Consider the following 25474-nt stretch of genomic DNA (forward strand, 5'->3'; position numbering starts at 1 on the left):
CACTACGGAGGTAGGGGATGCCGTACTACCGCGTCGTTGGGGAGGTGCCGCGCAAACGGCACGTGCAGTTCAGGCGGCCGGACGGCGGTCTCTACGCCGAGGAGCTGATGGGCGAGGAGGGCTTCTCGTCCGACTCCTCGCTGCTCTACCACCGCTACCTGCCGACCGCGATCGTCAAGGCGGAGGCGGTCACGCCCACGTCGGAGACGCGGCTGGAGCCCAACCTGCCGCTTTCGCCGCGCCATTTCCGCACGCAGGAGCTGTCCAGCGCGGGCGACCTGGTCACGGGGCGCATGTTGCTGGCGGGCAACGGCGACGTCCGATTGTCGTACGCCACCAGCGACCGGGCGAGCGAGCTCTACCGCGACTCGATGGGCGACGAGTGCGTTTACGTGCAGGAGGGCCACGTCAGGTTCGAGTCCACGTACGGCGTGATCGAGGCCGGGGCGGGCGACTACATCGTCATCCCGACCGGCACGATCCACCGATGGGTCCCGGACGGCCAGGTCAGCGTGCTGGCCATCGAGGCGGGCGGCCACATCAGGCCGCCCAAGCGCTACCTGTCGCAGTACGGGCAGCTCCTGGAGCACGCGCCCTACTGCGAGCGTGACCTGCGTGCCCCGGTCGAGCCGCTCCTCGTCGAGGGCGAGGAGGTGCCGGTGCTGGTGCGCACGCGCGGCGGGCTGAGCAGGCTGGTCTACCGCAACCACCCGTTCGACGTGGTGGGCTGGGACGGCTACCTCTACCCGTTCGCGTTCAACATCGACGACTTCGAGCCGATCGTGAAGAAGACGCACGCGCCGCCGCCCGTCCACCAGACGTTCGAGGGGCCGGGGTTCGTGGTGTGCTCGTTCTGCCCGCGGCCGCTCGACTTCCATCCCGAGTCCGTGCCGATCCCGTACAACCACCACAACGTGGACTCCGACGAGTTCATGTTCTACGTGGGCGGCGACTACTCCGCGCGCAAGGGCTCCGGCATCGACGTCGGCTCGATCTCGCTGCATCCCGCCGGGTTCACGCACGGGCCGCAGCCCGGGGCGGTCGAGGCGGTGATCGACGCGGTCTCCCGCGGCGTCACGACGACGAGCGAGAAGGCCGTCATGGTGGACACGTTCCGCCCGCTCGACCTGGGCCAGGGCGCACTGTCCTGCGAGGATCCCGGCTACGCGTGGACGTGGTCACGATGAACGTCTACACGGCACTGGTGGACGACGCGGGGCTGTTCCCGCCGACGTCCCTGCACATGGACGAGGCGCTGGCCCGCAACCGGCGCGATCTGGAGCACGGCAACACCGTGCTCACACACCGTTTCCTGTGCCCGGCCAGCCGGCTGCACCGGCTGCGCGACATGGACTACTGTCCACGGCGGATCGGGCTGATCGTGGACCAGGAGGAGGTGCCCGGCTTCGACGACCTGCCCGTGGACTTCGTCGAGGCCGCGCTGCCGCCGGGAATGACGATCGACGCGCTGGCCCGCGGGCTCGGGCTGCCGGCGAGCGTGCGGCTCTTCGTGGAGGTCGCGGCGGGGAGGCCGGGCGTCGACGTGCCCGACGGCGTGGGGCTGAAGGTGCGCTGCGGCGGGCTGACGGCGGAGGCGTTCCCACCGGCGGAGCACCTCGCGATGTTCCTCAAGTTCTGCGTAGAGCACGACATCCCGTTCAAGGCCACGGCCGGGCTGCATCACGCCATACGCCACTTCGACCCCTCGCTCGGCGTCGACCGGCACGGCTTCCTGAACCTGGTGCTGGCGGTCTGCGAGGCCGTGGAAGGCCGCGACCCCGTGCCCGTGCTGCGCGCCACCGACGTCGGGCACATCGTACGGCTCGCGCAGTCCGTACCGGACGACACCGCGAAACGGGCGCGGCGGCTGCTGGTGAGCTACGGCTCATGCAGCACCAGCACCCCCGTCGAGGACCTACGCACACTGGGGCTGATTACGTGACTTTCGGAGTGGACAATCTTCCGTACGGGGTCTTCTCGCGCCCCGGTGAGGCGCCCCGCGTAGGCGTGCGGTACGGCGACCATGTGCTCGACCTGGCGCCCGCCCTGCACGACGAGGTCTTCAGCGCCCCCTCGCTCAACCCGTTCATGGCCCGCGGGCGCGCGGCCTGGCACGACACCAGGACGCTCATCCAGAACAAGCTCACCGACGACGCCTCCATGACGGAGCGGCACCTGGTCCCGCTGGAGCAGGTGCGGCTGCACCTGCCGTTCGAGGTGGCCGACTACGTCGACTTCTACTGCTCGATCGACCACGCGAGCAACATCGGCCAGATCTTCCGGCCCGGCACCGAGCCGCTGCAGCCGAACTGGCGGCACCTGCCCGTCGGCTACCACGGCAGGGCGGGGACGGTCGTCGTGTCCGGCACGCCGGTCAGGCGCCCGCACGGGCAGCTCGGGCCCGGGGTGTTCGGGCCGTGCGCGAAGCTGGACATCGAGGCGGAACTGGGGTTCGTGGTCGGCGCGCCGAGCACGGGCGGCTCGCCCGCCGGGGCGTTCGAGGACCACGTGTTCGGGGTGACGCTGGTCAATGACTGGAGCGCGCGTGACATCCAGTCGTGGGAGTACGTGCCGCTCGGGCCGTTCCTGGCCAAGTCGTTCGCCACGTCGATCTCGCCGTGGATCACGCCGCTGGAGGCGCTGCCCAGGATCCCCGGCCGCCCCCAGGATCCGGAGCCGGTCGAATACCTACGCAGGCAGGGCGACTGGGGGCTGGACGTCTCCCTCGAAGTCCTGCTCAACGGGGAGGTCGTCTCGCGGCCGCCGTACTCGAGCATGTACTGGACGCCCGACCAGATGCTCGCGCACATGACGGTGAACGGGGCCTCGCTGCGTACCGGAGACCTGTTCGCCAGCGGCACGATCTCGGGGCCCTCGCGGGGCGAGCGCGGTTCGCTCATCGAGCTGACCTGGAACGGGAGCGAGCCGCTCAAGCTCGCGAGCGGCGAGACGCGCTCATTCCTCGAGGGCGGGGACACGGTGACCATCCGGGCAAACGCTGGCGACCTGACATTGGGAGAAGTTTCCGGAACTATCGGATAAGTGACTCAACGTGCTTGATTGCTGACCCACCGCTACCCTGTGGTTGACCCTCCCTCGGACCCCACAGGAGTGACATGCGGCAGGCGGTGCTGACTTGTGTCACCTTCCTCCTCCTGGTCTGCGGCTGCACGTCCGTGACGGCCGAGACCCCGCCCTCGCCACCGGTCGTGCAGGTCTCGCCGGCCTTCGACGCCAGGCGCGCCCGCACCGACCGCGGCCTCGTGGTCAGGGCGCTCGGCGGCACGCTCAGCCGGGTGCTGGTCTCCGAGGGCGGGGAGCAGGTGCCCGGCCGGCTCGACGACTCCCGTACGATCTGGCGCTCCGACTGGACGCTCAAGCCCGCGGCCGAATACACGGTGACCGCCACGGCCACGGGCGCCCGCGGGCCGGCCACCGTGGCGATGGGGCGCTTCCGCACCCGGCCGGCCACGCGCGGCTTCCAGGTGGCCTCGACGACGCCGCTGCCGGGCGAGACGGTCGGCACCGGCATGCCCGTCATCATCGACTTCGACACCCCGATAGAGGACAAGGCGGCCGTCGAGCGGACGCTGGAGGTCAAGGCGGAGAGCCCGGTCGAGGGCGCCTGGCGGTGGACCAGCGACACCCAGGTGATCTACCGCCCCCGCCGGTTCTGGGCCCCGCACCAGCAGGTCACGGTCACCGCGCACCTGGCCGGCGTGCGCGCGGGCGCGGGCCTCTACGGCGCCACCGACTCCACCTTCGCCTTCACCGTCGGCCGCGCGCAGACCAGCGCGATCGACACCAGGACCCACCAGATGGTCGTCCGCCGCGACGGCGAGATCGTGCAGCAGATGGCCATCAGCGCGGGCGTGGCCACCACCCCCGAATACACCACGACCAGCGGCATCCACCTGACCATGGACAAGGGCAACCCGGTCCGCATGATCTCCCCGGGGCGCGTCAAAGGGGAGCCCGGCTATTACGACATGATGATCGACCACGCCGTGCGCATCTCCAACAGTGGCGAATATGTGCACGCCAAGGACAACGTGTGGGCGCAGGGCCGGGCAAACGTCAGTCACGGCTGCATCAACGCCAGCCCCGACCAGGCGGCCTGGTTCTACGCCGGGTCGCTGCGCGGCGACCCGGTCACGATCACCGGCACCGACCGCGAGCTCGAGTGGAACAACGGATGGGGTTTCTGGCAGCTGTCGTGGGAGAAATGGCGGCAAGGAAGCGCACTGGGCGACGCTCGGGTGCCGCAGGGATGATTCCGGGATTACGGTAGAGACGGGGGGAACTACTCGCAGACACAGGCCCGTTGTCCCATCAGGAGGGCCGGACATGGCTGATTGGATCGTCTGGATAATCCTCGCGGTAGTCCTCGGCGTGGCTGAGATATTCACCCTCACCGCCTCGCTCGGGCTCCTGGGCGCGGCCGCTCTCCTGACCGCCGCCACCGCGGCCATCGGGTTGCCCGTCCCCCTGCAACTGCTGTTCTTCGCCGTCTCGTCCGCGACCGGCCTGCTGGTGCTCAGGCCGATCGCGTTGCGCCACATCACGCAGCCGCCGCTGCAGCGGTTCGGCGTGGAAGCACTGGTCGGCAAGCCCGCCTACGTGGTCTCAGAGGTGACGGGCCGCGACGGCCGCGTTCGCATCGGGGGCGAGGAGTGGTCGGCGCGTGCCTACGACGAGACGCTGGTGATCCCCGCGGGGGCGACCGTCGACATCATCGAGATCGAAGGGGCGACAGCCCTCGTCTATCCCCGGGAGTGACTCATGGATCCGCTTTTGCTGGTCGGAATACTCGTCATACTTTTCGCCCTGCTCACCGTGCTCAAGGCCGTTCGCATCGTCCCGCAGGCGCGGGCGCGCAACGTCGAGCGCCTGGGCCGCTACCACCGCACGCTCAAGCCGGGTCTCAACTTCGTCATCCCGTACATCGACCGCGTCTACACCATGATCGACCTGCGCGAACAGGTCGTCTCCTTCCGCCCGCAGCCCGTCATCACCGAGGACAACCTCGTCGTCGAGATCGACACGGTCCTCTACTTCCAGGTCACCGACCCGCGGGCGGCGGCGTACGAGATCGCCAACTACATCCAGGCCGTCGAGCAGCTGACCGTCACCACGCTGCGTAACGTCGTCGGCTCCATGGACCTGGAAAAGACCCTGACCTCGCGTGACACCATCAACAGCCAGCTACGTGGCGTGCTCGACGAGGCCACCGGCAAGTGGGGCATCCGCGTCAACCGCGTCGAGATCAAGGCCATCGACCCGCCCAAGACCATCAAGGACGCGATGGAGAAGCAGATGCGGGCCGAACGCGACAAGCGCGCGGCGATCCTCACCGCCGAGGGCCAGCGGCAGTCGCAGATCCTCACGGCGGAGGGCGACAAGCAGAGCCGCATCCTGCGCGCGGAGGGCCAGCGCGCAGCGGCCATCCTGGAGGCCGAGGGCCAGTCACGCGCCATCGACCAGGTCTTCCAGGCGGTCCACCGCAACGACCCCGACCCGAAGCTGCTGGCGTACCAGTATCTGCAGGTGCTGCCGCAGCTCGCGCAGGGCGACGGCAACACGTTCTGGGTGATCCCGAGCGAGGTCACGTCGGCGCTGCAGGGCGTCTCGAAGGCGTTCACGGAAGCGCTGCCGCGGTCGGCGGCTACGCGGGACGAGGTGCCCGAGACCTCGCAGATGGACGAGGAGGTGCTCAAGGCCTCGGAGGCGGCCGCCGAGGCGGTCGCGGACGCCCAGGAGGCGGAAGGCCCCGGCGGGCCGCGCCAGCTCACCAAGGGCGCCCAGGAGCCGTCCCCGTTCCCCGACCTGGACCGCGAGCCCAAGGAAGCCGAACGCTGACGTTTCACCCGAGGCGCCCGCCCGAAGCGGTGGGTGCCTCTGCGTGGGGGCTGGTTGATGTCGAGGGGTGATTGAGGGTCCGGGTCAGGCGACGGCTTCGAACAGGTGGCGAAGCCCGTCCTCCCGATGCGCTGCCCGGGCCCGGCAGCTGAGCCTGACGAGCGCGTCCGCCAGCGCGATGTCCGGGTTTTCCGGCGGAATGTCGTCGCCCATACGGGTGCGAAGCCATTCGGCTATCTCGGCCCACGAGTAGATGCTGATGTTGTCGGCTTCGATGAGGGGAGCAGGGAAGCCGCCAGGACCGCGCTGGCCCGCGGAGAGCTGTCGCAGGCTGGCCTGCGTGCGCCCCCCATGCCGGCGGGCCGCGTCACCCAGCGTCACCCCGTCGCCCTGCCCGACGGCGACCACCCACAGCCCCGGGACCGTCCTGACCTGGATGAGCACGGACGTGATGGCCTCCAGCAGGCTCTCCCCCTCGCGGTGGCACGAGACGTACGTGCTTCCTTCTTTGCCTCCCGATATCGTGCAGTCATCCAGACCGGCCTCATAGAGCGCATCCGCCTCTTCGTCGGTGGGCGCTCGATTCAGAGTGACGCGGAAATCCCACGTAGTCATGACCCCTCCTCTGGATCTTGCGGACCGCCTTGAAGGCTGCGTTGATTTCGTCGCGCTGATGTCTTCCTCGACCAAACATGTATCAATCTTGCAACGGGGTTGCACAGTTAGAACGGCGTTTCCAACCCTGGAACACCCGCTGCTCGCATGGCAAAGCCCGCCGCGCGGTTCGTGCGCGACGGGCGTCGTTACGGCGAGTGCTCCCGAGAAATCTCTCCCCCGGCGTAGCCCGGTCAGCCCTGCCCGGCGTCGAAGTAGGCGGTCAGCTCAGGATCCAGCGGCGGCACGTCGTACGGCGTGCCGCCGTTCCGCAGCGACATCGTGGCCATGTAGCCCGCCGCCACGCTCATCCTGGCCGCCACCGGAGAGGTGTCCGTGGCACCGCCGTCCCGGACGAACCGGCAGAACTCCGCCACGATCTGCTCGTCCGCGCCCCCGTGCGACCCTTGCGCGAGAGGCACCTTGTACGCGATGTCGCAGTCGTCCCGGTAGGCCGTGGGGCCGGTGTTCCACACCTTGACCGTGTCCCCCGGCCCGTCGCCGAAGTTCTCCAGGCGGCCCTCCGTGCCGATGACCGTGTAGTTGCGTACGTAGTCGGGCGTGAAGTGGCACTGCTGGTACGCGGCGATGACGCCGTTGTCGAGCCGCATGTTCATCACGGACACGTCCTCGATGTCCACGATGTGGTGCAGGTCGGTGCGCGAGGTCGGCGGCCACTCGTACTCCTGCAGCCACCCGTCGGGCCGGGGCGTGCCGGGCGCGCGGCGCGGCAGGTCGCCGTAGACCATGAGGTCGCCGAACGCGTTCACCCTGGTCGTGTAGCCGCCGGCGAGCCAGTGGATCACGTCCAGGTCGTGTGCCGCCTTCTGCAGCAGCAGGCCCGTGGTCCGGGTGCGGTCGGCGTGCCAGTCCTTGAAGTAGTAGTCGCCGCCGTACGACACGAAGTGGCGCACCCAGACGGTCTTCGGCTCGCCGATGACGCCCTTGAGGATGATGTCGCGCATGAGGCGGACCACGCCCATGTGACGCATGTTGTGCCCCACGTACAGGCGGGTCCCGGTGTCGCGGGCGGTGCGCAGGATGTTGTCGCAGCCCTCCACGGTGATCGCCATCGGCTTCTCGAGGTAGACGGGCTTGCCCGCCTGGAGGCAGTCGATGGCGATGGACTCGTGGGTGTCGTCGGGGGTGTTGACGATGATCGCGTCGAGGTCGCGCCGGGCGAGCAGCTCGCGGTAGTCCGTGGTCAGGAACTCCGCCTCGAACCTCCCCGCCTGCCGTTTGAGCGCCGCCGGGTCGGAGTCGCACAGCGCGGCCACGATCGAGCCCTTGCCCGGCCGGTGCGCGTGCAGGGCCAGGCTCGTCCGCAGGCCGAGGCCGATGACTCCGATACGCAGGTCTTCCATTGTGTCCTTTCTCAATCAACCCTTGGCGATGGAGGCTTCGTACTCGCCCCGCATCGCCTCACCACCCTTGCTCAGCCATTTCTTCACGAAGCCGGCCCAGTCCGACAGCGGCTTGCGGCCGGTGACGATGTCCACGACCATGTCCGTGCCCATGGTGCTGAGCTCGCCGTTCTTCTGCGTGTAGGTGTCGGAGAAGTGGCCGGTCGTGACGCGCTGCTGGAGCATCGGCGCGACCTTGGTCTCGAAGTCGTGGATCAGTTTGGTGCGCTCGGGCTGGCCGGGCAGGAAGAGCGCGGAGGGCGACCCGATCACGAACGTGATCGGCTGCAGTGTGGTGGGCACCTCGGCCTTGCCCTTGTCGGTGAAGGTCAGGTCGCCGTCCTTCCTGGTGAAATGGGTGCCCTCCACGCCGAAGTTCAGGAGCTGGAACTCCTCGGTGCCGAACGGCGCCGCCAGGTAGTTCAGCACGCCCAGCAGCGTCTCGATGCGCTTGGGGTCGACCTTCTTGCTGATCGAGGTGAAGCCCACGGAGCCGAGGCCGGCGTTGTAGACGGGCTTGGACGACGGAGTGGCGGCGAAGGGCACGATGGCGCCGAGCTTGTACTTCTGCGTCTTCGCCAGGTTGATGAAGCCGGGGAACGACTCCACGAAGGCCCCGATCTGGCCGTTGGCCACCTTGTCCTGGATGGTGGCCAGCGCGGGGTCGGGCCAGAACAGCTTCGCCTTGAAGCACTTGACCGCGAGCTCCAGCGCCGCCTGGTACTCGGGCGTCTCGAACTGGTGGGTCAGCTTGCCGCCCTCCAGCCGCCACGTGTTCGGCGCGCCGTACCACTGGCTGAACATGCTGACGTGGTTGTAGTAGGACGGCTCGAGCGGGTACTTGTTCTTGCCGACGTCGAGCAGCTGCTTGGCCTTCTCCACGAAGTCGTCGGCGCCGGCGAATCCGAGTCCGCCGACGGGCTCCCAGTAGTCCTGGTTCACCCCGAAGATCTGCCCGAACCTGCTGTACGCGACCGCGACGCCGAAGAGCTTGCCGTTGGTGACGGCCGACTTCCAGGTCAGGTCGCCCAGGTTGGCCAGGTTCGGATACTTCTTGATCGCGTCACCGCTCAGGTACGGCGTCAGGTCGTGGAACTTGGCCTCCAGCAGCTCGGGCACCCGCTGCAGCCCCTGGTTCGGCGGGAACCAGACGAGGTCGGGCAGGTCGTCGCTGGCGATGATCGCGTTGAACTTGTCGGGGTAGCCGTCGCCGACCACGATGTTCATGCTCCACTCGGAGCCCAGTGCCTTGCCCAGCTCCTGCAGGTAGGTGTTCTCGCCGGGCGCGGGCGGCGCCACGTCCCAGGTCTGGGTCAGCGAGGTGATCTTCTGGCCGTCCCCGGGCGGGGCGGCGACCGACTTGACCAGCTCGCTCGGGTACTTCAGGTACGCGGGGTCCTGGCCGGCGTCGGTCGGCAGGTCAGGCGTGGGGATCTTGGCGGCCGTGTACGTGGGCAGGGCCAGCTTCCTGGACAGCTCAGCGCCGCCCTTCTTGACGCCGGCCGCGCCACCGCCCTCGCCCCCGCAGGCGGCGAGCCCGGCGACCGTGACGCCGGCGAGCGCGAGTCCGAGGAAGCCGCGGCGGGACATCATTGATGACATGGTTCTCTCCTGCGAACGGGGGGTTCATCCCTTGATGGCGCCCGTGAGGACGCCCTTGGTGAAGTACTTCTGGAGGAAGGGGTAGGCCAGCAGGATCGGCACGAGCGCGGTGATCAGCACCGCCATCTGCACCGACGAGGCGGGAAGGTCGCGCACGATCGCGACGTCCGAGCCGGTGGCCGCGGTGCCGCGGAAGATGTACTGGCGCAACACGACCTGGATCGGGTGCTTGGTCGGATCGTTGATATAGAGAATCGCGTTGAAGAACGTGTTCCAGTACGAGACCGCGTAGAACAGCCCCACGACAGCGATCACGGCCTTGGACAGCGGAATCGCGATCCGCCACATCATCCGGAACTCGCCGCACCCGTCCATGCGCGCGGCCTCGAAGAGCTCTTCCGGCAGGTTCTGGAAGAACGACCTGACGACGACCACGTTGAACGCGTTGACCAGCACGGGCACGATGAGCGACTGGTACGTGTCGATCATTCCGAGCTCTTTGACCATGAGGTAGCTGGGGATCATGCCCGGCGTGAACAGGAACGTGGCCAGCACCATCAGCAGGATCGGCTTGCCGCCGAGCATGCCGCGCCGCGACAGCGCGTACCCGAGGAAGACCGTGCAGATCAGGCTGAGCGCGGTGCCGGTGACCGTGATCCCGATGCTGATCAGCACCGACCTGGTGACCGCGCCGCCGGAAAGGATCAGCTCGTACGCCTCGAACGTCGGGTGAGAGGGCCACAACACGTAGCTGCCGCCGTTGGCGATGCTCTCCGCGCGGCCCATCAGGCTGGTGCCGACGGCCAGCCCGAACGGATACAGCACGGCCAGCGTGATCGCGGCCAGCACGACGAACTTGAGCGTGCGCCCCGCGATCGTCGGACGCTCCATCCACGGCGGCCTCATCGATAGATCCCCTGCTCTCCGAAGCGGTGCGCGAGCTTGTTGGCCGCGTAGATCAGCGCCGCTCCGATGAGGCCCTTCATGAGCCCGGCCGCGGTGCTCATGCCCCAGTCGCCGTCCCGGATGCCGTGGTAGTAGACGTACGTGTCGATCACCTCGGCGGCGCCGGCGCCCACGGCATCGCGCTGCAGGACCATCTGCTCGAAGCCGACGGACAGGATGTCGCCCAGCCGCAGGATGAGCATCATGAGGATGACCGAGCGGATGCCGGGCAGCGTGACGTGCCACAGGCGGCGCTTCCAGTCGGCGCCGTCGATCGCGGCGGCCTCGTACTGGCTCATGTCGATGGCGGTGATCGCTGCGAGGAAGATGATCGTCCCCCAGCCGCAGTCCTTCCAGATCACCTGGGCCGTCACGAGGAGCTTGAACGTGTCCGGGTTCGACATCAGGTTGCCGATGGTGATCCCGTGCGAGTTCAGGAACGTGCTGACCGTCCCCGCACCCCCGATGACCTGCTGGAACATCGCGACCACGACCACCCACGAGAGGAAGTGCGGCAGGTAGACGACGCTCTGGACGAAACGCTTGATCCGGTGGCCGACCAGGGAGTTCAGCAGGAGCGCGAGCGCGATCGGGGCCGGGAAGTAGAGGATGAGCTGCAGCAGGGTGATCTGCAGGGTGTTGCCGACCGCGCTCCAGAACTCCGGCTCCTCCAGCAGCATCACGAAGTTGTCCAGCCCCACCCACGGGCTGCCCGCGATGCCGAGGAACGGCGCGTAGTCCTTGAAGGCGATCACGTTGCCCAGCAGGGGCACGTAGAAGAACGCTACGAAATACAGCATGCCGGGCAGGCACAGCACCAGCAGCGTCCAGTCGCGCTTCAGCCGCTCAAGCAGGGGAACAGCGGCCACGCTCACCTCCAGTCCGTACGAGTTGGCTGGAGGCTAGTACGTATTTATGCAATTAACTAGGGTAAATCTTGCAGCTCCGAGCACATCAGATGGATCGATGCTGCCCAGCGACATGCCCGTGACGGAAGAGTTACCTAATTAACCAAGTCGTCTACGTAAAGAGGTGGCGCTCGGCGTGGTCGAGCGCGAACCGCACCGCCCCGAGCGAGATGCACTCGCTGCCCAGCTCCGACGCCACCACCTCGGGCGGATACGGGCAGTACTCCTCGAACAGCTCCCTGACCGGCTCCACCAGCAGGTCACCGGCCGACGACAGGCTGCCGCCGATCACCACCATCTCCGGGTCGAGGGGATTGACCACGGTGATCAGGCCGGCGGCCAGGCCGCGCGCGAACTCCCTGACCGTCTGCCCGGCCTTCTCGTCGCCCGCCCGCGCCCTGGCGATCGCGAACTCCGCGCTCTGCCTGGCGGAACGGAGCTCCCCCGGTTCCACGGCCATCGCGTAGTCCATCACGTAGCGGTAGGAGGTCCAGTTTTCGTGCGGCTGGGCGCCGATCTCGCCGGAGGCGGCATGGGCTCCGCGGTGGGGGCGGCCGCCGATGAGCAGGCCCATGCCGATCCTGTCGCCGGTGAACAGGTAGATCACGTCGTCGCGGCCCCTGGCCGCGCCGCGCCAGTGCTCGGCCAGCACGGCCAGACGCATGTCGTTCTCGACCAGCACCGGCGCGGGCAGCCTGCGGGTCAGCTCGCCCTGCAGGTCGAGGCCGGTCCAGCCGGACAGGACCATGCTCTTCACGACCCGCCCCGCCCCGTCCACCATGCCCGTCGTGCCCACGCCGACAGCGGCCATGTCCGCGAGCGCGAGACCCGCCTCGGCGGCGGCCTCGGCGGCCAGCGCGGCGACGGCGTCGAGGCGGGCGCCCGCGGGCATGTCGCGGTGGTTGGGCGCGCGGCGGGTGACCACGATCGTGCCGTTGAGGTCGGCGACCATGGCACGCAGGCGGGAGCCGCCGATGCCGAGCCCCAGCACGTGGCCGGCCGACGCGCGGAACCTGAACCGCCTGGCCGGACGGCCCCGCTGGCGGTCGCCGGGCTCCTCACCGCACTCCTCGGCCCAGCCCTCCGCCACCAGCTCGTCCACGATGACCTCGGCCGTCGGCCTCGACACGCGGGCCGCCCTCGCCAGCTCGGACAGCGTCGCGACCTGGGACTCGCGCAGGATGCGCAGGATCGCCGCCGAGTTGAGCCTGCGCAGAAGGGAGGCGTCGCCGCTCTGCTGCCGCACCACGGGGCTCCTGTCATTTAGTCCAAGATGGTTGCCTAATTATGCCTGGCTTTGCCGCAGCGTGAAGCAGAGCTGTGGGGGCACTTAAGAATCCCTCGATGGACATGCTCGGAGGTGAGCGGGCACAGTGCGTTAGGTTCGGACTAGGGGGAATGCAGCCATGAAAGCGCTGGTCAAGGAGAAGGCCGAGGCCGGCCTCTGGCTTGTGGACGTGCCGGAGCCGGAGGTGGGCCCCGGCGAGGTGAAGATCCGGGTCCTGCGGACCGGCATCTGCGGCACCGACCTTCATATCCGGAAATTTGATGATTGGGCGCGGCACACCCTGCGCCTTCCGCTGATCGTCGGGCACGAGTTCTCCGGCCACGTGGTCGAGGTGGCGCCGGGCGTCGAGGACGTCTCCGTCGGCGACCTCGTCAGCGGCGAGGGCCACATCGTGTGCGGCAAGTGCCGCAACTGCATGGCGGGCCGCAGGCACCTGTGCCGCAACACGGTCGGCCTCGGAGTCAACCGGAACGGCGCCTTCGCCGAATACGTCACGCTGCCCGCCTCCAACGTCTGGGTGCATCGGGGCCCGGTCCACCCCGACGTGGCGGCCATCTTCGACCCGTTCGGGAACGCCGTACACACGGCTCTGTCGTTTCCCCTGGTCGGCGAGGACGTGCTGATCACGGGGGCGGGTCCGATCGGGCTGATGGCCGCGGCCGTGGCCACGCACGTGGGCGCGCGCAACGTGATGATCACCGACGTCAGCGACGAGCGCCTCGACCTGGCCGGCAAGCTCGGCGTCTCCCTCGCCCTGAACGTCTCCAGGTCGTCGATCGCCGACGGCATGCGTCAACTCCACATGCGCGAGGGCTTCGACGTGGGGCTGGAGATGTCCGGCAACCCGCGGGCCATGCGCGACATGATCGCGAACATGACCCACGGCGGGAAGATCGCCATGCTCGGGCTGCCCGCGGAAGAGTTCGCGATCGACTGGGCGACCGTCGTGACGTCCATGATCACGATCAAGGGCGTGTACGGCCGGGAGATGTACGAGACCTGGTACAACATGTCCGTCCTGCTGGAAAAGGGTCTCGACCTCTCCCCTGTGATCACCGACCGGTTCCCGTACCAAGACTTCGACGCCGCCTTCGACACGGCCGCCAGCGGCCGGACGGGCAAGGTCATTCTCGACTGGAGCGGAGGAGCTCGGCCGGAGAGAGCAAGGGACGAGCCAACGGAGGCCGAAGCGGCCGCGACCATGAACAGGAGTGCCTGATGTTCGCCAACGTGCGCCAGCAGCTGCGTGAGACTCTTGAAGAGATCACCGAGGCCGGGCTGCTCAAGCCCGAGCGCGTGATCAGCACCCCGCAGAGCTCGTCGGTGGGCGTGGCCGGGCGCGAGGTCCTGAACTTCTGCGCCAACAACTACCTCGGCCTCGCCGACAACCCCACCGTGATCGAGGCCGCGAAGGAGGCGCTGGACCGGTGGGGGTTCGGCATGGCGTCCGTACGGTTCATCTGTGGCACCCAGGAGGTGCACAAGGAGCTCGAAACGCGCCTGTCGGACTTCCTCGGCATGGAGGACACCGTCCTCTACAGCTCGTGCTTCGACGCGAACGGCGGCGTCTTCGAGACCCTGCTCGACTCCCAGGACGCGGTGATCTCCGACGCGCTCAACCACGCCAGCATCATCGACGGCATCAGGCTCTCCAAGGCCCAGCGCTTCCGCTACGCCAACCGCGACATGGCCGAGTTGGAGGCCAGGCTGAAGGAGTCGTCGGAGGCGCGGCGGCGGCTGATCGTGACCGACGGCGTGTTCTCCATGGACGGATATCTCGCGCCGTTGCGGGACATCTGCGACCTGGCCGAGCGGTACGACGCCATGGTGATGGTCGACGACTCCCACGCGGTCGGCTTCGTCGGGCCCACCGGCCGCGGCACGCCCGAGCTGCACGGCGTCACCGACCGGATCGACATCATCACCGGCACGCTGGGCAAGGCGCTCGGCGGGGCCAGCGGCGGCTACGTCTCGGCCCGCAAGGAGATCTGCGAGCTGCTGCGCCAGCGCTCGCGCCCGTACCTGTTCTCCAACTCGCTCGCCCCCGTCATCGCCTCGGCGTCGCTGCGCATCCTCGACCTGCTGGAGACCTCGAGCGAGGCACGTGAGCAGCTCCGCTCGAACACCGCGCGGTTCCGCAGTGAGATGACCAAGGCCGGGTTCGACATCCTGCCCGGCGACCACCCGATCGTGCCCGTCATGATCGGTGACGCCGCCGAGGCCGCGGCCATGGCCGACCGGCTGCTCGACCTGGGCATCTACGTCATCGGCTTCTCGTACCCCGTCGTGCCGCACGGCCAGGCCAGGATCCGCGTCCAGCTGTCCGCCGCCCACTCGCCGGAGGACGTCGACCGCGCGGTCCAGGCCTTCGTCCAGGCGCGGGGCTGACGCGGCCGCAGGTTGACGGACCCGCGCTCGGCGCTACGCGAACGGCCGCTCTCAGGGCAGATGCTCATGCCCGCAATGAGTATGCTCACCGCGTGATAGACACGCGGCGGTTGCGCACGCTGCGGGCGGTGGCCGACCACGGCACGGTCACCGCCGCGGCGGCCGCGCTGCACCTCACCCCGTCGGCGGTGTCCCAGCAGCTCGTCGCCCTGGAGCACGAGGTGGGCCACCGGCTGCTCACCCGTGACGGGCGCGGCGTGCACCTCACCGCCGTCGGCAAGATCATGCTCGGCCACGCCAACGAGGTCCTCGCCCAACTCGAACGCGCCGAGGCCGAGGTGGCCGCGTACACCACGGGCGAGGCGGGCGAGGTCACGGTGGCCTGCTTCGCCACCGCGATCAGCGCAGTGCTCTCCCCTGCCATCGCCGTCCTGCGTTCCGCCTCTCCCGGCGTGCACGTACGCGTGCTGGACGCCGAGGGCGACCACAGCCTGGCCATGCTGCTGGACGGCGAGGCCGACCTGGCCATCACGGTCGAGTACCGGGGCGCCCCCGACGCGGCCGACCGGCGGCTGTCGCGTCTGCCGCTGTACGCCGAGCCGTTCGACCTGGTGCTCCCCCACGACCACCCCCTGGCCGAGTCGGCGACCCTGCCCTCGCTCGCCTCCGAGACCTGGATCGGGCCGTATCCGGGCAACCCGGTGCACGACGTGATCACGTTCGCGTGCCGGCAGGCGGGTTTCACGCCGAACCTCGCGCACTGCTCCGACGACTTCCGCGCCGTGGTCGCCCTGGTCGGGGCGGGGGCGGGGGTGGCTCTCGTGCCGCGACTGGCCCTGCGTGACATGGCGTTGGCGGGGGTCGTGGTCCGCCAGACGCCGGGGCCCGAGCGCCGCGTCTTCGCCGCCATACGCCGCGGCGCCGACGCCCATCCCCTCCTGCGCCCGCTCCTGTCGTCGCTGCGCGCGATCGCCGGCTCGCTCGGGACCGGGTGAAACGTCTCGGCTTACCCGACGACATTCCCGAGGGGCGACGGTGATGGCGGCCGTGCTGCTCCGGCGCGGCCCCTCAGGGGCGGTCCAGGGCTCGGGCCAGGTCGAGTGCCCCGGTGAAGCGAGCGTACCGGTCGAGCTCCCCTCTTACGGGAGCCAGCACGAGCTCGTCGCCCACCTGGCCGATGGCCGTACGCAGGGCTCTGGCCGTACGCCTGGCCCTTCTCCTTCCGCCCGCCCACGCGGCCAGCCGCGACAACAACGCGATCAGCACGCCCGCGAGCGCCCCGCCCAGCAGCAAAACCGTCGGCCACGGCACCACGCCCAGGGTCGGGAGCGGCGGCTGGGGCAGGCGCAGGTAGTCCATCGCGAACAGCACGCCCAGCCACAGGGCACCGGCCAGCATGGCCGCGAACACCAGCCACTGCAGGCCGTTCACGACCCGCCACCACGTGGGGCGCCTGGTGGCGCGGCTGGACGTCGTGGCCACCGCCCTGTCCACCGTGTCGGCCAGCTCCTGGGAGCGGGACCGCGCCGCCTGCCGTACCGCCGCCGCCCACGGGCCGGACAGTCCTGCCGCGGCCGCCTCACCGACGTCCCTGATCGCCGTCTCGACCTTCGCCTTCTGTACGGCCGAGGCCGCGGGAACGGAGGTACGACCGACGATCTCGGCCCGCGGCGACCGACCGGCCGGCCCGTCCGGCGGCCCGCCCAGCGGCTGACCGGACGGTCCACTCGACGGCCCGCCCGACGGCTCGCCCAGCGGCCTGCCCGACAGTTCGCCCTGCGGTCTCTCCAGCGGCTCCCCTCGCCGCCTGCTCGGTGGCTCGCCCGGTCTACTGCCTGCCGGGACGGTCATGCCGATGCGCAGTCTGCGGAGTGGGTCGGGCCTGAGTTTCCGGATCCAGCGGGTGACGGGCCATCCGGTGGCGACGACCGCACGGTGCCGGTGCCCCTTGGCGACGGCCTCCACGACCAGCGGCACCCCGGCCGCCTGGTAAAGCGCCTCCGTGAGCGCTCGATCCATCCCCGCCGTCCGCCTGGCGCCGCCCTCCACCGCCCTCGCCGCGCCGCCGTCCGCCGCCTGTCCTGCCAGGTGGGTGGCGGCGGTGGTGATGTCCGCGGCCAGACGAGTGGACCAGGAGTTTCGATGTGCGACGCGGTCGGCGAGGACTGTCCGGAGCTCCGCCAGGCCGGCCCCGGTCCGGGCGGAGACGGCGAGTGCGGGGACGCCTGTCAGGCCGTCCTCGTCCAGGAGGCGGCGCAGGTCTCCCAGGCAGCGGTCCACCGCGTGCTCAGGGAGGCGGTCCGTCTGATTGAGCACCACCAGCATCACGTCCCGATGGGCGCCCAGCGGGCGGAGGTAGCGCTCGTGCAGGGCGGCGTCGGCGTACTTCTGCGGGTCCACCACCCAGACCAGCAGGTCCACCAGCTCCACCAGGCGGTCCACCTCCAGGCGGTGGGAGAGCTGGATGGAGTCGTGGTCGGGCAGGTCCAGGAGGATAAGTCCGGACAAGTCGGGGGTGAGGGTGGCGGAGTGGCGCTGGGGGATGTCCAGCCAGTCCAGCAGCTGGCCGGAGCCCTCGCCGTCCCAAAGCGCTGCCTGGGCGGTCGAGGTGGTGGGCCGGACGACGCCCACCGCCGCCAGGTCCTCTCCGGCCAGGGCGTTGTAGAGCGACGACTTGCCGCTGCCCGTCGCCCCCGCGAGCGCGGCCACCGTGTGGTCGATCGAGAGGGTACGGCGTGCCCCGGCGCGTTCGGCGACCGCGCGTGCGCTGGAGACCACCTCCTCGCCCAGCCGCCCCTCGGCCAGCGAGGCCGCCTCGAGCAGGGCCGCCAGCCGGGAGTCGAGGGACGGGCCTTCCCTGCGGCGCAGCAGCTTCATCGTCACTCTCCTTCGGCGGAGACAGGGAGCTCCGCGCGGTGGATGTGGATGCGCTCAGCCGCCGCCCGCAGCGCGTTCGCCGTCCCGCTGGGCGGCTCCACCGCCAGCAGCTGGGCCGTGAACCGGTACGACTCCTCATCCAGCAGGATCCGCACCCGATCCCGCAGATCCGCCCGCGCCGCCACGGTCAACGTGCGGACCGCCTGGTCCCCGAAGACGGCCTCGAGCAGTTTCTGCGACAGCAGGCTCGTCCCGCCCGCGATGCCGACCTCGATCCCGGTCAGCCCGCCCGTCGAGGCGAACGCGCCCAGCATGAGCAGCAGCCCCGCCCCGTTCACCCCGAACGACGCCACGCGGGCGGCCGTCCGCCGCTCGGCGCCCTCCTCCCGTACGAGGTCCAGGACGTACTCCTGCCACCCGCGGACCGCTGACTCAGAGCGCTTGCCCAGGTCGGGCGAGGCGCGGCCGAGGCGGGCGGACTCCATGGGCCCGAGCCGTTCGAGCAGGCCGGGACCGCCGGGAGCGGCCGACCAGCCTTCCAGGGCACGTTCGGCGGCCGCGTCGGCGGCCCCCCTGATGAGCGCCCCCACCCCGCTCTCCAGGGCGTCCCTGAGCTGGAGCTCCGGCACCCGCCCCGTGAAGAAGCCGACGATCCTGTCGCGCAGCCAGCCGACCCGGCTCTCCAGGGTGCGCATGAGGTCGCCGGTGCCGATGAAGTCCTGCCAGCGGGCCAGCACCTCACCTCGCAGCAGCGACCCGTCACGCATGCCCGCGTCGAAGTCGGCCAGCCCGCCCGCGTAGGCGCCCGCCACGATGGAGCGCAGGCCCTCGAAGGCGGCCTGCTGGCGTTCGACGGCCTCGGCCAGCGCGGGGACCCGGGTGGACAGGCTGTCGAGCGCTCCCGACAGCGTCTGGCGCACGACGCGGGACCTCTCCGCGGCGTCGGCGGCCAGCCCGGTGAGCCAGGAGGAGATGGGTCGCACGGTGTCCGAGGGCAGCCTGGCCCTCTCGGAGGGGATCGCGGTCTCAGGGACGCTGAACAGCAGGGTGCCTTCGAGACCGTTCTCGGCGAGGAGGCGGGTGAGGTCGCGCGAGACCGGGCCGGCCGCGTCAGGGGGCACCCGATCGAGTACGAGTGCCAGGGCGGTGCTGCGTTCGCGGGCGGAGCGCAGGAAGCTCCACGGCACCTCGTCGGCGTACCGGGCGGCGGTCGTGACGAACAGCCACAGATCGGCGGCTGCCAGCAGTTGGGCGGCGAGCTCCCGGTTGGCGACCACCACGGAGTCGATGTCAGGAGCGTCGAGGAGCGCGAGACCGGCGCCCAGCGCCTCCGACGTGACGACCCGCAGCGCCCCGGGCCCGGTGCCCGTGGCGCGGGACAGGCCGGGCAGCACGTTCTGGCCCATGAACCAGGCGCGATCGGCCGGGCTGACCACGAGCGTGGGCACCAGCGTGGTGGGCCGCAGCACGCCGGGCTCGGTCACGTCGGCCCCGACCAGCGAGTTGACCAGCGTGGACTTGCCCGCCCCCGTGGACCCGCCGACGACAGCCAGCAGCGGCGCGTCGAGGGCGCGCAGCCGGGGCAGCAGGTAGTCGTCGAGCTGTCCGGCGAGCTCGCGCAGCGCGCGCCGGTCACTCGCCGCCTCGCCGACCGCCAGCGGGAACAGCTCGCGATCCAGCGGCCGGCGCAGCGCTTCCAACGCTGCCAGCAGGTCCATAAGCTCAAGCTACCCAGGGTGGGCCGCGTTCAGCGGTCCACAGCGGCGCGATCAGCCCGCTGGTGGCTCCCTCAGCACGTAGCCGACGCTGCGCAGAGTGTGGATGAGCCGCGGCTCGACATCGTCCACCTTGCGCCTGAGGTAGGAGACGTACGACTCGACGACGCCGGCGTCGCCGCCGAAGTCGTAGTTCCACACGTGGTCGAGGATCTGCGCCTTCGACAGGACGCGGCCCGCGTTGACCATGAAGTAGTGCAGCAGCTTGAACTCCGTCGGCGACAGGCGTACCTGCCGACCGGCCCGCCACACCTCGCGGGCGTCCTCGTCCAGCTCCAGGTCGGCCACCTTGAGCTTGCTGGCAGGCGCGCCCTCCCCGCGCGTGCGCCGCAGCACCGCCCGGATCCTGGCCTGCACCTCTTCCAGGCTGAACGGCTTGGTGACGTAGTCGTCGCCGACCCGCAGCCCCGCGATCTTGTCCTCGGTGTCGCCGCGGGCGGTCAGGAACAGCACGGGGGCGTCGATCCGCTTGGCCACCTCGAACCCGTCCAGATCCGGCAGCATCACGTCGAGCACCACGAGATCGGGCGAGGCCCGATCGGCCACCTCCACGGCCTCCTGCCCGTCGGCGGCGGTCAGCACCTCGAACCCGGAGAAGCGCAGGCTGGCGGAGAGCAGATCCCTGATGCTGGGCTCGTCGTCCACCACCATGATCAGCGCCTCGGGTTTCGTCACCTCTCCAGACTGGCTCAGCCACCTGAGGGTTAGCTGAAGGCTCACTCCAAGGCGAGTGGGAGTTCCACCCGGAAGGTGGAGCCGCCTTCCGGCGAGCTGTCCAGCGTCACCGTGCCGCCGTGCGCGTGGACGAGTGCCTGCACGATGGCCAGGCCGAGCCCGCTGCCCCTGTCCTCACCGGAACGTCGGCGCGACCTGGCGGAGTCGGCGCGGTAGAAGCGCTCGAAAACGTGCTCGACCTGTTCGGGGGTGAGCCCCGGGCCTTGGTCGACGACTTCGAAGAAGAGCTTCTCCGCGCCCGCCCCGGCCCGGACGATGATCGGCGAGCCGGGCTCGGTGTGGATGATCGCGTTGCTGACGAGGTTGCTGATGACCTGGCGCAGGCGTACCTCGTCGCCCGAGACGATCAGGGCCGCGCCGCCGACCACGTCCAGCTTGATGATCCGGTCGGGTGCGAGGATCCTGGCGTCCTGCACGGCGTCCGCGGCCAGGGCCAGCATGTCCACCGGGCGCATCTTGAGCGGCCGCTGCTGGTCCACCCTGGCCAACAGCAGCAGGTCGTCCACCAGCAGGCTCATCCGGCCCGCGGCCTTCTCCACGCGCTGCATCAGCTCGGCGGGGTCGGCACTGGGGTTCTGCCTGGCGTACTCGGCGAACCCGCGGATCGAGGTCAGGGGGGTGCGCAGCTCGTGCGAGGCGTCGCCGACGAACTGGCGCATGCGGTCCTCGGAGCGGCGGGCCGCCGCCTCGGACGCCGACCTCGCCGCGAACGCGCTCTCGATCTGGGCGAGCATCCCGTTCAGGGATCTGGCCAGGCGTCCGACCTCGGTACGCGGGTCGGCGTCCGGCACCCGGCGGCCCAGCTCTCCGTCGGCGATTGCCTCGGCCGTGCGCTCGATCTGGCCGAGCGGGCGCATGCTCCGCCGCACGATGGTGACGCCCACGACGGCCAGCAGGAGCAGGATGCCGCCGCCGCCCAGGAGCTCGATGAGGACGAGCCGCCTGGTGATCGCGTCGACCTCCTCCATGTCCACCGCGACCAAGAGCGTGCGCCGCTGGACGGTGCTCTCCAGCACTCGCCACTCGCCGTCGCCGCTGACCGCGTGCGCGGTGTACGGCTCCGAGCTCGGCGAGGTCAACAGCACCGGCTTCGGCTTCACGTCCACGTCGCGGTCGGTCAGCATCGGCACGAACTGGCCGCCCGGCTCCTTGACGAGGGCGATCGCATCGGACTCGATGAGGATCGGCCGGTCGGTGGTCTCCCTGCTGTTCCGCCAGTCGCTCTTGACCTTCTTGACCATGCGGGCGCTGAGCAGGGTGAGCTGGCTGTCCACCCGGTCCATGAGGTAGCCGTGCAGTACCGAGACGCTCACCAGACCGATGAAGGTCAGCCCGAACCCGAGCAGTGCCAGCATCGACGCGATGAGCTTGATCCGCAGCGGCAGGCGGCGCATCAGGGGCTCGGCGGCAGGCGTAGCACGTATCCGACACCGCGCAGGGTGTGGATGAGCCGGGGGCTGCGGTTGTCGATCTTCCGGCGCAGCACGGACACGTACGACTCGACGATGCCCACCTCGCCCCGGAAGTCGTAGTCCCACACGTGGTCGAGGATCTGCGGCTTGGACAGGACGCGGCCGGCGTTCGTCATGAAGTAGCGCAGCAGCTTGAACTCGGTCGGCGACAGCGCCACCGCGTTGCCCCCGCGCCACACCTCGTGGCTCTCCTCGTCCAGCTCGATGTCGGCGAACGTCAGCCGCGGCGGGGCCGCCGGGAGGTCGCCGCTCGTACGGCGCAGGACCGCGTGGATCCTGGCGACCACCTCCTCCAGGCTGAACGGCTTGGTCACGTAGTCGTCGCCGCCGATCGTGAGCCCGCGGATCTTGTCCTCGGTCTCGTCACGGGCAGTGAGGAACACCACGGGCGTGTGCAGCCCGCCGCCGCGCAGCCGCCTGACGATCTCGAACCCGTCCAGGTCCGGCAGCATCACGTCGAGCACCACGAGATCAGGGCGGTGCCGTTGCACGGCGGCGACGGCATCGTGGCCGCTCTTCGCGGTGGTCACGTCGAAACCCGCGAACCTCAGGCTCGCGGCCAGGAGCTCGAGGATGTTCGGGTCGTCCTCGACTATCAGCAGGCGTGATTCCATCACATTCAAGGATGCCCTCATCAGACGAGTGCTGGGACAATTCCGGCGATATGCCGGGCAATTGCCAGGCTGGAGGTGGCCGCGGGCGAGGGCGCGTTGCGTACCAGGACGATGTTGCCGTGCACGTCCACCACGAAGTCGTCGAGCAGGCGGCCGTCCCTGGAGACGGCCTGGGCGCGGACGCCGCCGGGGGCCCGTACGAGGTCGGCGGCGCTGAGCTCGGGGACGTAGCGGCGGGCCCCGCTGAGGAACGCGCTCTTGACGAGCGATCCGTACGCCTCCTTGAGCCCGGTGCGCCAGTGTGCCCTGGCCATGCGGAGCGTGCCCGGCCAGCCGAGGATTTGCCTCACATTACCGATATTTCGCCACCTGTACCCCTCGTAGGCCAGGGCGAGCACCGCGTTCGGCCCCACCAGTACCCCGCCGTCGATCTGGCGCGTCAGATGCACCCCGAGGAAGGGGTACCGCGGATCCGGCACCGGATAGATCAGCCCGCGCACGAGGTCCTTTGCCACATCTCTGAGCGCGTAGAACTCCCCTCTGAACGGGACGATCCGCACATCACCCGGATGCCCCGCCATCTCGGCCACCGTGTCGGTCCCCAGCCCGCCGCAGACCACCAGGCGGTCGAAGGTGAACTTCCGCCTCGCCGCCACCACCTCGACGTTTCCTGCACGCTCCCTGATCCCCCTGACCGGATGCGAAAGACGTACAGAACCGCCCATCTCCGCCACATCAAGCGCGAGGCGGCGCGCGACGGCCGGGAAGTCGCAGATCGCCGTGTGCGGCGAGTGGATCGCGCCGACGCCGACCGCGTGCGGCTCGATCTCGCGCAGGGCGAGCCCGTCGAGCTCGGCGATGCCGGGCACGCCGTTGGCACGCGCCCGCTCGGCCAGCGCGCTCAGCAGCGGCCGCTCGGCACGGGTGCTCGCGATGACCAGCTTGCCGACCTCGTCGTACGGCAGCGCGTGCGCGGCGCAGTACTCCTTGAGCAGCGCCACGCCCTCGCGGCACAGCCTGGCCTTGAGCGAGCCGGGCGGGTAGTAGATGCCCGCGTGGACGACCCCGCTGTTGTGCCCCGTCTGGTGGGCGCCGACGCGCGACTCCTTCTCCAGCACGGTCACCTCGGCGCCCCTGACCTTCGCCAGTTCGCGCGCCACGGCCAGGCCGACGATGCCGGCTCCCACGACCCCGATCTTCTCCGTCACATTGACGATTTTCCGGCTAACCGGCCGTCCCCGCCATATCCGGACGAATCGAACATGAGTACGATGTCCACATGTACGTCCCGCCAGAGTGGCCCGCCGAGGTCCGTCCGCCCAGCGTTCCCGACTGGGAGACGTCGGCAGTGGCCTGGCTCCTCGACGCGGTGCCGCCGGACTATCGGGCGTATGAGGTGCTCAGACGGCACCCGGTGGCGCTCGCCAGCATGGCCCGCCACCACGTCACCTCCGCCGTCGAGGCCGCCCGGGCCGGTTACCGCGGGGCGGCGGTCGACCTCAAGGGGCACCTGCCGCCGCACGCCATCGAGGCGGTTCTGGACGCGTACCGGGAGGAGGGGCCACGTCTGGTGCGACTGTCCCGCTCCATCGAAGTCGTCGAACGCGCCCTCCGAGGCGACCTTTTCACCATGCGCCTCTCTTGAGCACCGCTCGCTATCAGGTCCGCGCAGTCCTTACCTCTGCGCCTGTGCCCACCACCATCCTTTACGGCTGCGCACGGTGGGCACCACCCGCCGTCGTGGGTGACCGGCCCTCCAGGGAGACGCTCACCAGCCTCACCGCAGCCCCGCCGCAACGGCGCCCGCTTGACCGGCTTCTTCGCCCCTTCTGGCATCGCGTCTTCGTGGAGGCGGGGTCAGCGGGTGCGGCGGGCGATGAAGGTGATGGTGCCCAGGGCCGTCGCGGCGGCGGCGAGCCAGATCAGGATGTTCTTGGCCGTTAATCCCGTCCCGGCCGCACGTGTCTGACCCGGGTCCGCGGCCGTGTGTGAGGCGGGGGTCGTGTTCTTCGTGGGAGTGGACGACGTGGGGCTGGGAGTGGTGGACGAGCGGGCGTTGTCCGGGAGCGGGACGCGGTAGACCGGGCTGCGGGGGCCCTCCGTGCCCGTGAGGAGGGCCTTGCCGTCGGCGGTGTATGCGATCGACTCCGCCTGCTTCAGCTCCGGCATGGACACCCTGCTGATCATCTCGCCCGATGGGCGGTAGAGAGTGGCCGAGAAGTACGTGCGGATGACGTACGAGGAGCCGTCCGGGGCGTAGGCGGCGTCCGTGGCCATGAGAGGGGCGGAGGCCACCTTGCGCAGGATGTTCGTCTTGTCGGTACGGAGTTTCTTCGGCGCGGCGTAGACCGACCCCGCGAACTCCTTGGACACCACGTAGAGGCGGCCCGTCCGAGGGTTGATCATGATGCCTTCGGCGTTGCGGCCGCCGTCGGCGTAGCGGAAGCGGTAGCGGGTCGCGGGCAACGTGGCGTCTTCGAGGGTCTGCGGCTCCATCACCCGGTAGATGGAGACGTCCGGCCATGCCCCGTCGAGGTTGTCGCCGATGTCGGCGAACCAGAGCACGCCCCGCCCCGTCGCCGGGTCCTTGGTCGCCGCCATGGCCTCCCAGTCCCTGGCCTGGGCGCCCCGCACCTGGAAGGTGGCCATCGTCCGGCCCTTACCGTCCACGGCGTAGAAGGTCGGGGCGGCGGAGCTGTCGTTGTGCGTGTAGTAGACGCCGTCGTGGGTCGGCGAGACGGCCAGGCCGCTCGACTCCGTGATCCGGGGATCCTTGAAGGTGAAGAGCCGCTTCTGCCCGTCGTCCGCCGTCGCCTGGGCGGGAAAGGCGAGCAGCACGCAGGCCGCCGCCACAACAGCCCCCAGCGCCCGAAAAACGACATCCCCCACGCGGACATCATGCCCCACGCGCCGGCGTCCAACGCCGCCGCTCGTGTCCGCCGGTGAAAGGAGAG

Annotated in this window: 23 protein-coding genes; 10 read left to right on the forward strand and 13 right to left on the reverse strand. The window is 69.8% G+C overall.

Annotated features, from left to right (window positions below):
• Positions 1-17: 17 nt before the first annotated feature.
• The 6 genes from ACQPWU_RS55515 (at position 18) to ACQPWU_RS55540 (ending at position 5859) form a co-directional block, all read left to right on the forward strand.
• Positions 18-1187, forward strand: coding sequence for a homogentisate 1,2-dioxygenase (locus tag ACQPWU_RS55515; RefSeq protein WP_433435172.1), 1170 nt, complete (start codon positions 18-20; stop codon positions 1185-1187).
• The gene (locus tag ACQPWU_RS55520) at positions 1169-1942 is read left to right on the forward strand and encodes a hypothetical protein (RefSeq protein WP_433435173.1); all 774 of its coding nucleotides are present in this window, start codon (positions 1169-1171) and stop codon (positions 1940-1942) included. Before ACQPWU_RS55515 ends, ACQPWU_RS55520 begins: the two co-directional genes overlap by 19 nt.
• On the forward strand, positions 1939-3042 hold the full coding sequence (gene fahA / locus ACQPWU_RS55525) for a fumarylacetoacetase (RefSeq protein ID WP_433435174.1): 1104 nt from the start codon (positions 1939-1941) through the stop codon (positions 3040-3042). The genes ACQPWU_RS55520 and fahA overlap by 4 nt, the downstream gene beginning before the upstream one ends.
• A gap of 86 nt (positions 3043-3128) precedes the next feature.
• Positions 3129-4274 (forward strand): Ig-like domain-containing protein, encoded by a 1146-nt coding sequence (locus ACQPWU_RS55530; protein WP_433435175.1) that lies wholly within the window; start codon positions 3129-3131, stop codon positions 4272-4274.
• A gap of 73 nt (positions 4275-4347) precedes the next feature.
• Positions 4348-4779: an NfeD family protein gene (locus tag ACQPWU_RS55535; protein WP_360702361.1), complete on the forward strand. Its 432-nt coding sequence runs from the start codon at positions 4348-4350 to the stop codon at positions 4777-4779.
• Between the two features lie 3 nt (positions 4780-4782).
• Positions 4783-5859: an SPFH domain-containing protein gene (locus ACQPWU_RS55540; RefSeq protein ID WP_433435176.1), complete on the forward strand. Its 1077-nt coding sequence runs from the start codon at positions 4783-4785 to the stop codon at positions 5857-5859.
• An 84-nt stretch (positions 5860-5943) separates the two neighbouring features.
• Here ACQPWU_RS55540 and ACQPWU_RS55545 read toward each other — a convergent pair whose 3' ends face one another.
• The 6 genes from ACQPWU_RS55545 to ACQPWU_RS55570 form a co-directional block, all read right to left on the reverse strand.
• Entirely contained in the window at positions 5944-6474 is a 531-nt protein-coding gene (locus ACQPWU_RS55545; RefSeq protein ID WP_433435177.1) for a hypothetical protein, read from the reverse strand.
• 233 nt (positions 6475-6707) lie between these two features.
• Positions 6708-7877, reverse strand: a complete 1170-nt coding sequence (locus ACQPWU_RS55550; protein WP_433435178.1) for a Gfo/Idh/MocA family protein — start codon at positions 7875-7877, stop codon at positions 6708-6710.
• 15 nt (positions 7878-7892) lie between these two features.
• The gene (locus ACQPWU_RS55555) at positions 7893-9518 is read right to left on the reverse strand and encodes a hypothetical protein (protein WP_433435179.1); all 1626 of its coding nucleotides are present in this window, start codon (positions 9516-9518) and stop codon (positions 7893-7895) included.
• Positions 9519-9542: 24 nt separating this feature from the next.
• Positions 9543-10409, reverse strand: coding sequence for a carbohydrate ABC transporter permease (locus tag ACQPWU_RS55560; protein ID WP_433435180.1), 867 nt, complete (start codon positions 10407-10409; stop codon positions 9543-9545).
• A gap of 11 nt (positions 10410-10420) precedes the next feature.
• Positions 10421-11332: an ABC transporter permease gene (locus ACQPWU_RS55565; protein ID WP_433435181.1), complete on the reverse strand. Its 912-nt coding sequence runs from the start codon at positions 11330-11332 to the stop codon at positions 10421-10423.
• Between the two features lie 151 nt (positions 11333-11483).
• A complete protein-coding gene (locus tag ACQPWU_RS55570; protein ID WP_433435182.1) occupies positions 11484-12617 on the reverse strand; it encodes an ROK family transcriptional regulator in 1134 nt (377 codons plus the stop codon).
• 160 nt (positions 12618-12777) lie between these two features.
• On the opposite strand from ACQPWU_RS55570, the gene tdh reads away from it, so the two are divergent.
• The 3 genes from tdh to ACQPWU_RS55585 all read left to right on the forward strand — a co-directional run bounded on the left by tdh (position 12778) and on the right by ACQPWU_RS55585 (position 16042).
• On the forward strand, positions 12778-13878 hold the full coding sequence (tdh, locus tag ACQPWU_RS55575; protein WP_433435183.1) for an L-threonine 3-dehydrogenase: 1101 nt from the start codon (positions 12778-12780) through the stop codon (positions 13876-13878).
• Positions 13878-15047: a glycine C-acetyltransferase gene (locus ACQPWU_RS55580; protein ID WP_433435184.1), complete on the forward strand. Its 1170-nt coding sequence runs from the start codon at positions 13878-13880 to the stop codon at positions 15045-15047. Before tdh ends, ACQPWU_RS55580 begins: the two co-directional genes overlap by 1 nt.
• A gap of 92 nt (positions 15048-15139) precedes the next feature.
• Positions 15140-16042: a LysR family transcriptional regulator gene (locus ACQPWU_RS55585; RefSeq protein ID WP_433435185.1), complete on the forward strand. Its 903-nt coding sequence runs from the start codon at positions 15140-15142 to the stop codon at positions 16040-16042.
• A 73-nt stretch (positions 16043-16115) separates the two neighbouring features.
• Here ACQPWU_RS55585 and ACQPWU_RS55590 read toward each other — a convergent pair whose 3' ends face one another.
• From ACQPWU_RS55590 to lhgO, 6 genes are all read right to left on the reverse strand, one after another.
• Entirely contained in the window at positions 16116-17924 is a 1809-nt protein-coding gene (locus ACQPWU_RS55590; RefSeq protein ID WP_433435186.1) for a GTPase, read from the reverse strand.
• A gap of 2 nt (positions 17925-17926) precedes the next feature.
• A complete protein-coding gene (locus ACQPWU_RS55595; RefSeq protein ID WP_433435187.1) occupies positions 17927-19642 on the reverse strand; it encodes an ABC transporter in 1716 nt (571 codons plus the stop codon).
• A gap of 51 nt (positions 19643-19693) precedes the next feature.
• Positions 19694-20350 carry a response regulator transcription factor gene (locus ACQPWU_RS55600; RefSeq protein WP_360696520.1) on the reverse strand — a complete coding sequence of 219 codons (657 nt, stop codon included), beginning with the start codon at positions 20348-20350 and terminating at the stop codon, positions 19694-19696.
• 65 nt (positions 20351-20415) lie between these two features.
• Positions 20416-21828 carry a sensor histidine kinase gene (locus tag ACQPWU_RS55605; RefSeq protein ID WP_433435188.1) on the reverse strand — a complete coding sequence of 471 codons (1413 nt, stop codon included), beginning with the start codon at positions 21826-21828 and terminating at the stop codon, positions 20416-20418.
• On the reverse strand, positions 21828-22520 hold the full coding sequence (locus ACQPWU_RS55610) for a response regulator transcription factor (RefSeq protein ID WP_349449128.1): 693 nt from the start codon (positions 22518-22520) through the stop codon (positions 21828-21830). The genes ACQPWU_RS55605 and ACQPWU_RS55610 overlap by 1 nt, the downstream gene beginning before the upstream one ends.
• A 20-nt stretch (positions 22521-22540) precedes the next feature.
• Positions 22541-23728, reverse strand: a complete 1188-nt coding sequence (gene lhgO, locus ACQPWU_RS55615; RefSeq protein WP_433435189.1) for an L-2-hydroxyglutarate oxidase — start codon at positions 23726-23728, stop codon at positions 22541-22543.
• A 71-nt stretch (positions 23729-23799) separates the two neighbouring features.
• Here lhgO and ACQPWU_RS55620 point away from each other — a divergent pair, with 71 nt between their 5' ends.
• On the forward strand, positions 23800-24165 hold the full coding sequence (locus tag ACQPWU_RS55620; protein WP_433435190.1) for a hypothetical protein: 366 nt from the start codon (positions 23800-23802) through the stop codon (positions 24163-24165).
• A gap of 212 nt (positions 24166-24377) precedes the next feature.
• Here ACQPWU_RS55620 and ACQPWU_RS55625 read toward each other — a convergent pair whose 3' ends face one another.
• Positions 24378-25409: a hypothetical protein gene (locus tag ACQPWU_RS55625; RefSeq protein WP_433435191.1), complete on the reverse strand. Its 1032-nt coding sequence runs from the start codon at positions 25407-25409 to the stop codon at positions 24378-24380.
• Positions 25410-25474 lie beyond the last annotated feature (65 nt).

Origin of the sequence: Nonomuraea sp. CA-141351 (assembly GCF_050944675.1) — a bacterium.
GTDB lineage: Bacteria > Actinomycetota > Actinomycetes > Streptosporangiales > Streptosporangiaceae > Nonomuraea.

Excerpts from the sequence above, each read along its gene's own strand:
- ACQPWU_RS55515 (WP_433435172.1), top strand. The coding sequence starts at position 18 with ATGCCGTACTACCGCGTCGTTGGGGAGGTGCCGCGCAAACGGCACGTG.
- ACQPWU_RS55535 (WP_360702361.1), top strand. The coding sequence starts at position 4,348 with ATGGCTGATTGGATCGTCTGGATAATCCTCGCGGTAGTCCTCGGCGTG.
- ACQPWU_RS55540 (WP_433435176.1), top strand. The coding sequence starts at position 4,783 with ATGGATCCGCTTTTGCTGGTCGGAATACTCGTCATACTTTTCGCCCTG.
- ACQPWU_RS55545 (WP_433435177.1), bottom strand. The coding sequence starts at position 6,474 with ATGACTACGTGGGATTTCCGCGTCACTCTGAATCGAGCGCCCACCGAC.
- ACQPWU_RS55550 (WP_433435178.1), bottom strand. The coding sequence starts at position 7,877 with ATGGAAGACCTGCGTATCGGAGTCATCGGCCTCGGCCTGCGGACGAGC.
- ACQPWU_RS55555 (WP_433435179.1), bottom strand. The coding sequence starts at position 9,518 with ATGTCATCAATGATGTCCCGCCGCGGCTTCCTCGGACTCGCGCTCGCC.
- ACQPWU_RS55560 (WP_433435180.1), bottom strand. The coding sequence starts at position 10,409 with ATGGAGCGTCCGACGATCGCGGGGCGCACGCTCAAGTTCGTCGTGCTG.
- tdh (WP_433435183.1), top strand. The coding sequence starts at position 12,778 with ATGAAAGCGCTGGTCAAGGAGAAGGCCGAGGCCGGCCTCTGGCTTGTG.
- ACQPWU_RS55580 (WP_433435184.1), top strand. The coding sequence starts at position 13,878 with ATGTTCGCCAACGTGCGCCAGCAGCTGCGTGAGACTCTTGAAGAGATC.
- ACQPWU_RS55590 (WP_433435186.1), bottom strand. The coding sequence starts at position 17,924 with ATGAAGCTGCTGCGCCGCAGGGAAGGCCCGTCCCTCGACTCCCGGCTG.
- ACQPWU_RS55595 (WP_433435187.1), bottom strand. The coding sequence starts at position 19,642 with ATGGACCTGCTGGCAGCGTTGGAAGCGCTGCGCCGGCCGCTGGATCGC.
- ACQPWU_RS55600 (WP_360696520.1), bottom strand. The coding sequence starts at position 20,350 with ATGGTGGTGGACGACGAGCCCAGCATCAGGGATCTGCTCTCCGCCAGC.
- ACQPWU_RS55605 (WP_433435188.1), bottom strand. The coding sequence starts at position 21,828 with ATGCGCCGCCTGCCGCTGCGGATCAAGCTCATCGCGTCGATGCTGGCA.
- ACQPWU_RS55610 (WP_349449128.1), bottom strand. The coding sequence starts at position 22,520 with ATGGAATCACGCCTGCTGATAGTCGAGGACGACCCGAACATCCTCGAG.
- ACQPWU_RS55620 (WP_433435190.1), top strand. The coding sequence starts at position 23,800 with ATGTACGTCCCGCCAGAGTGGCCCGCCGAGGTCCGTCCGCCCAGCGTT.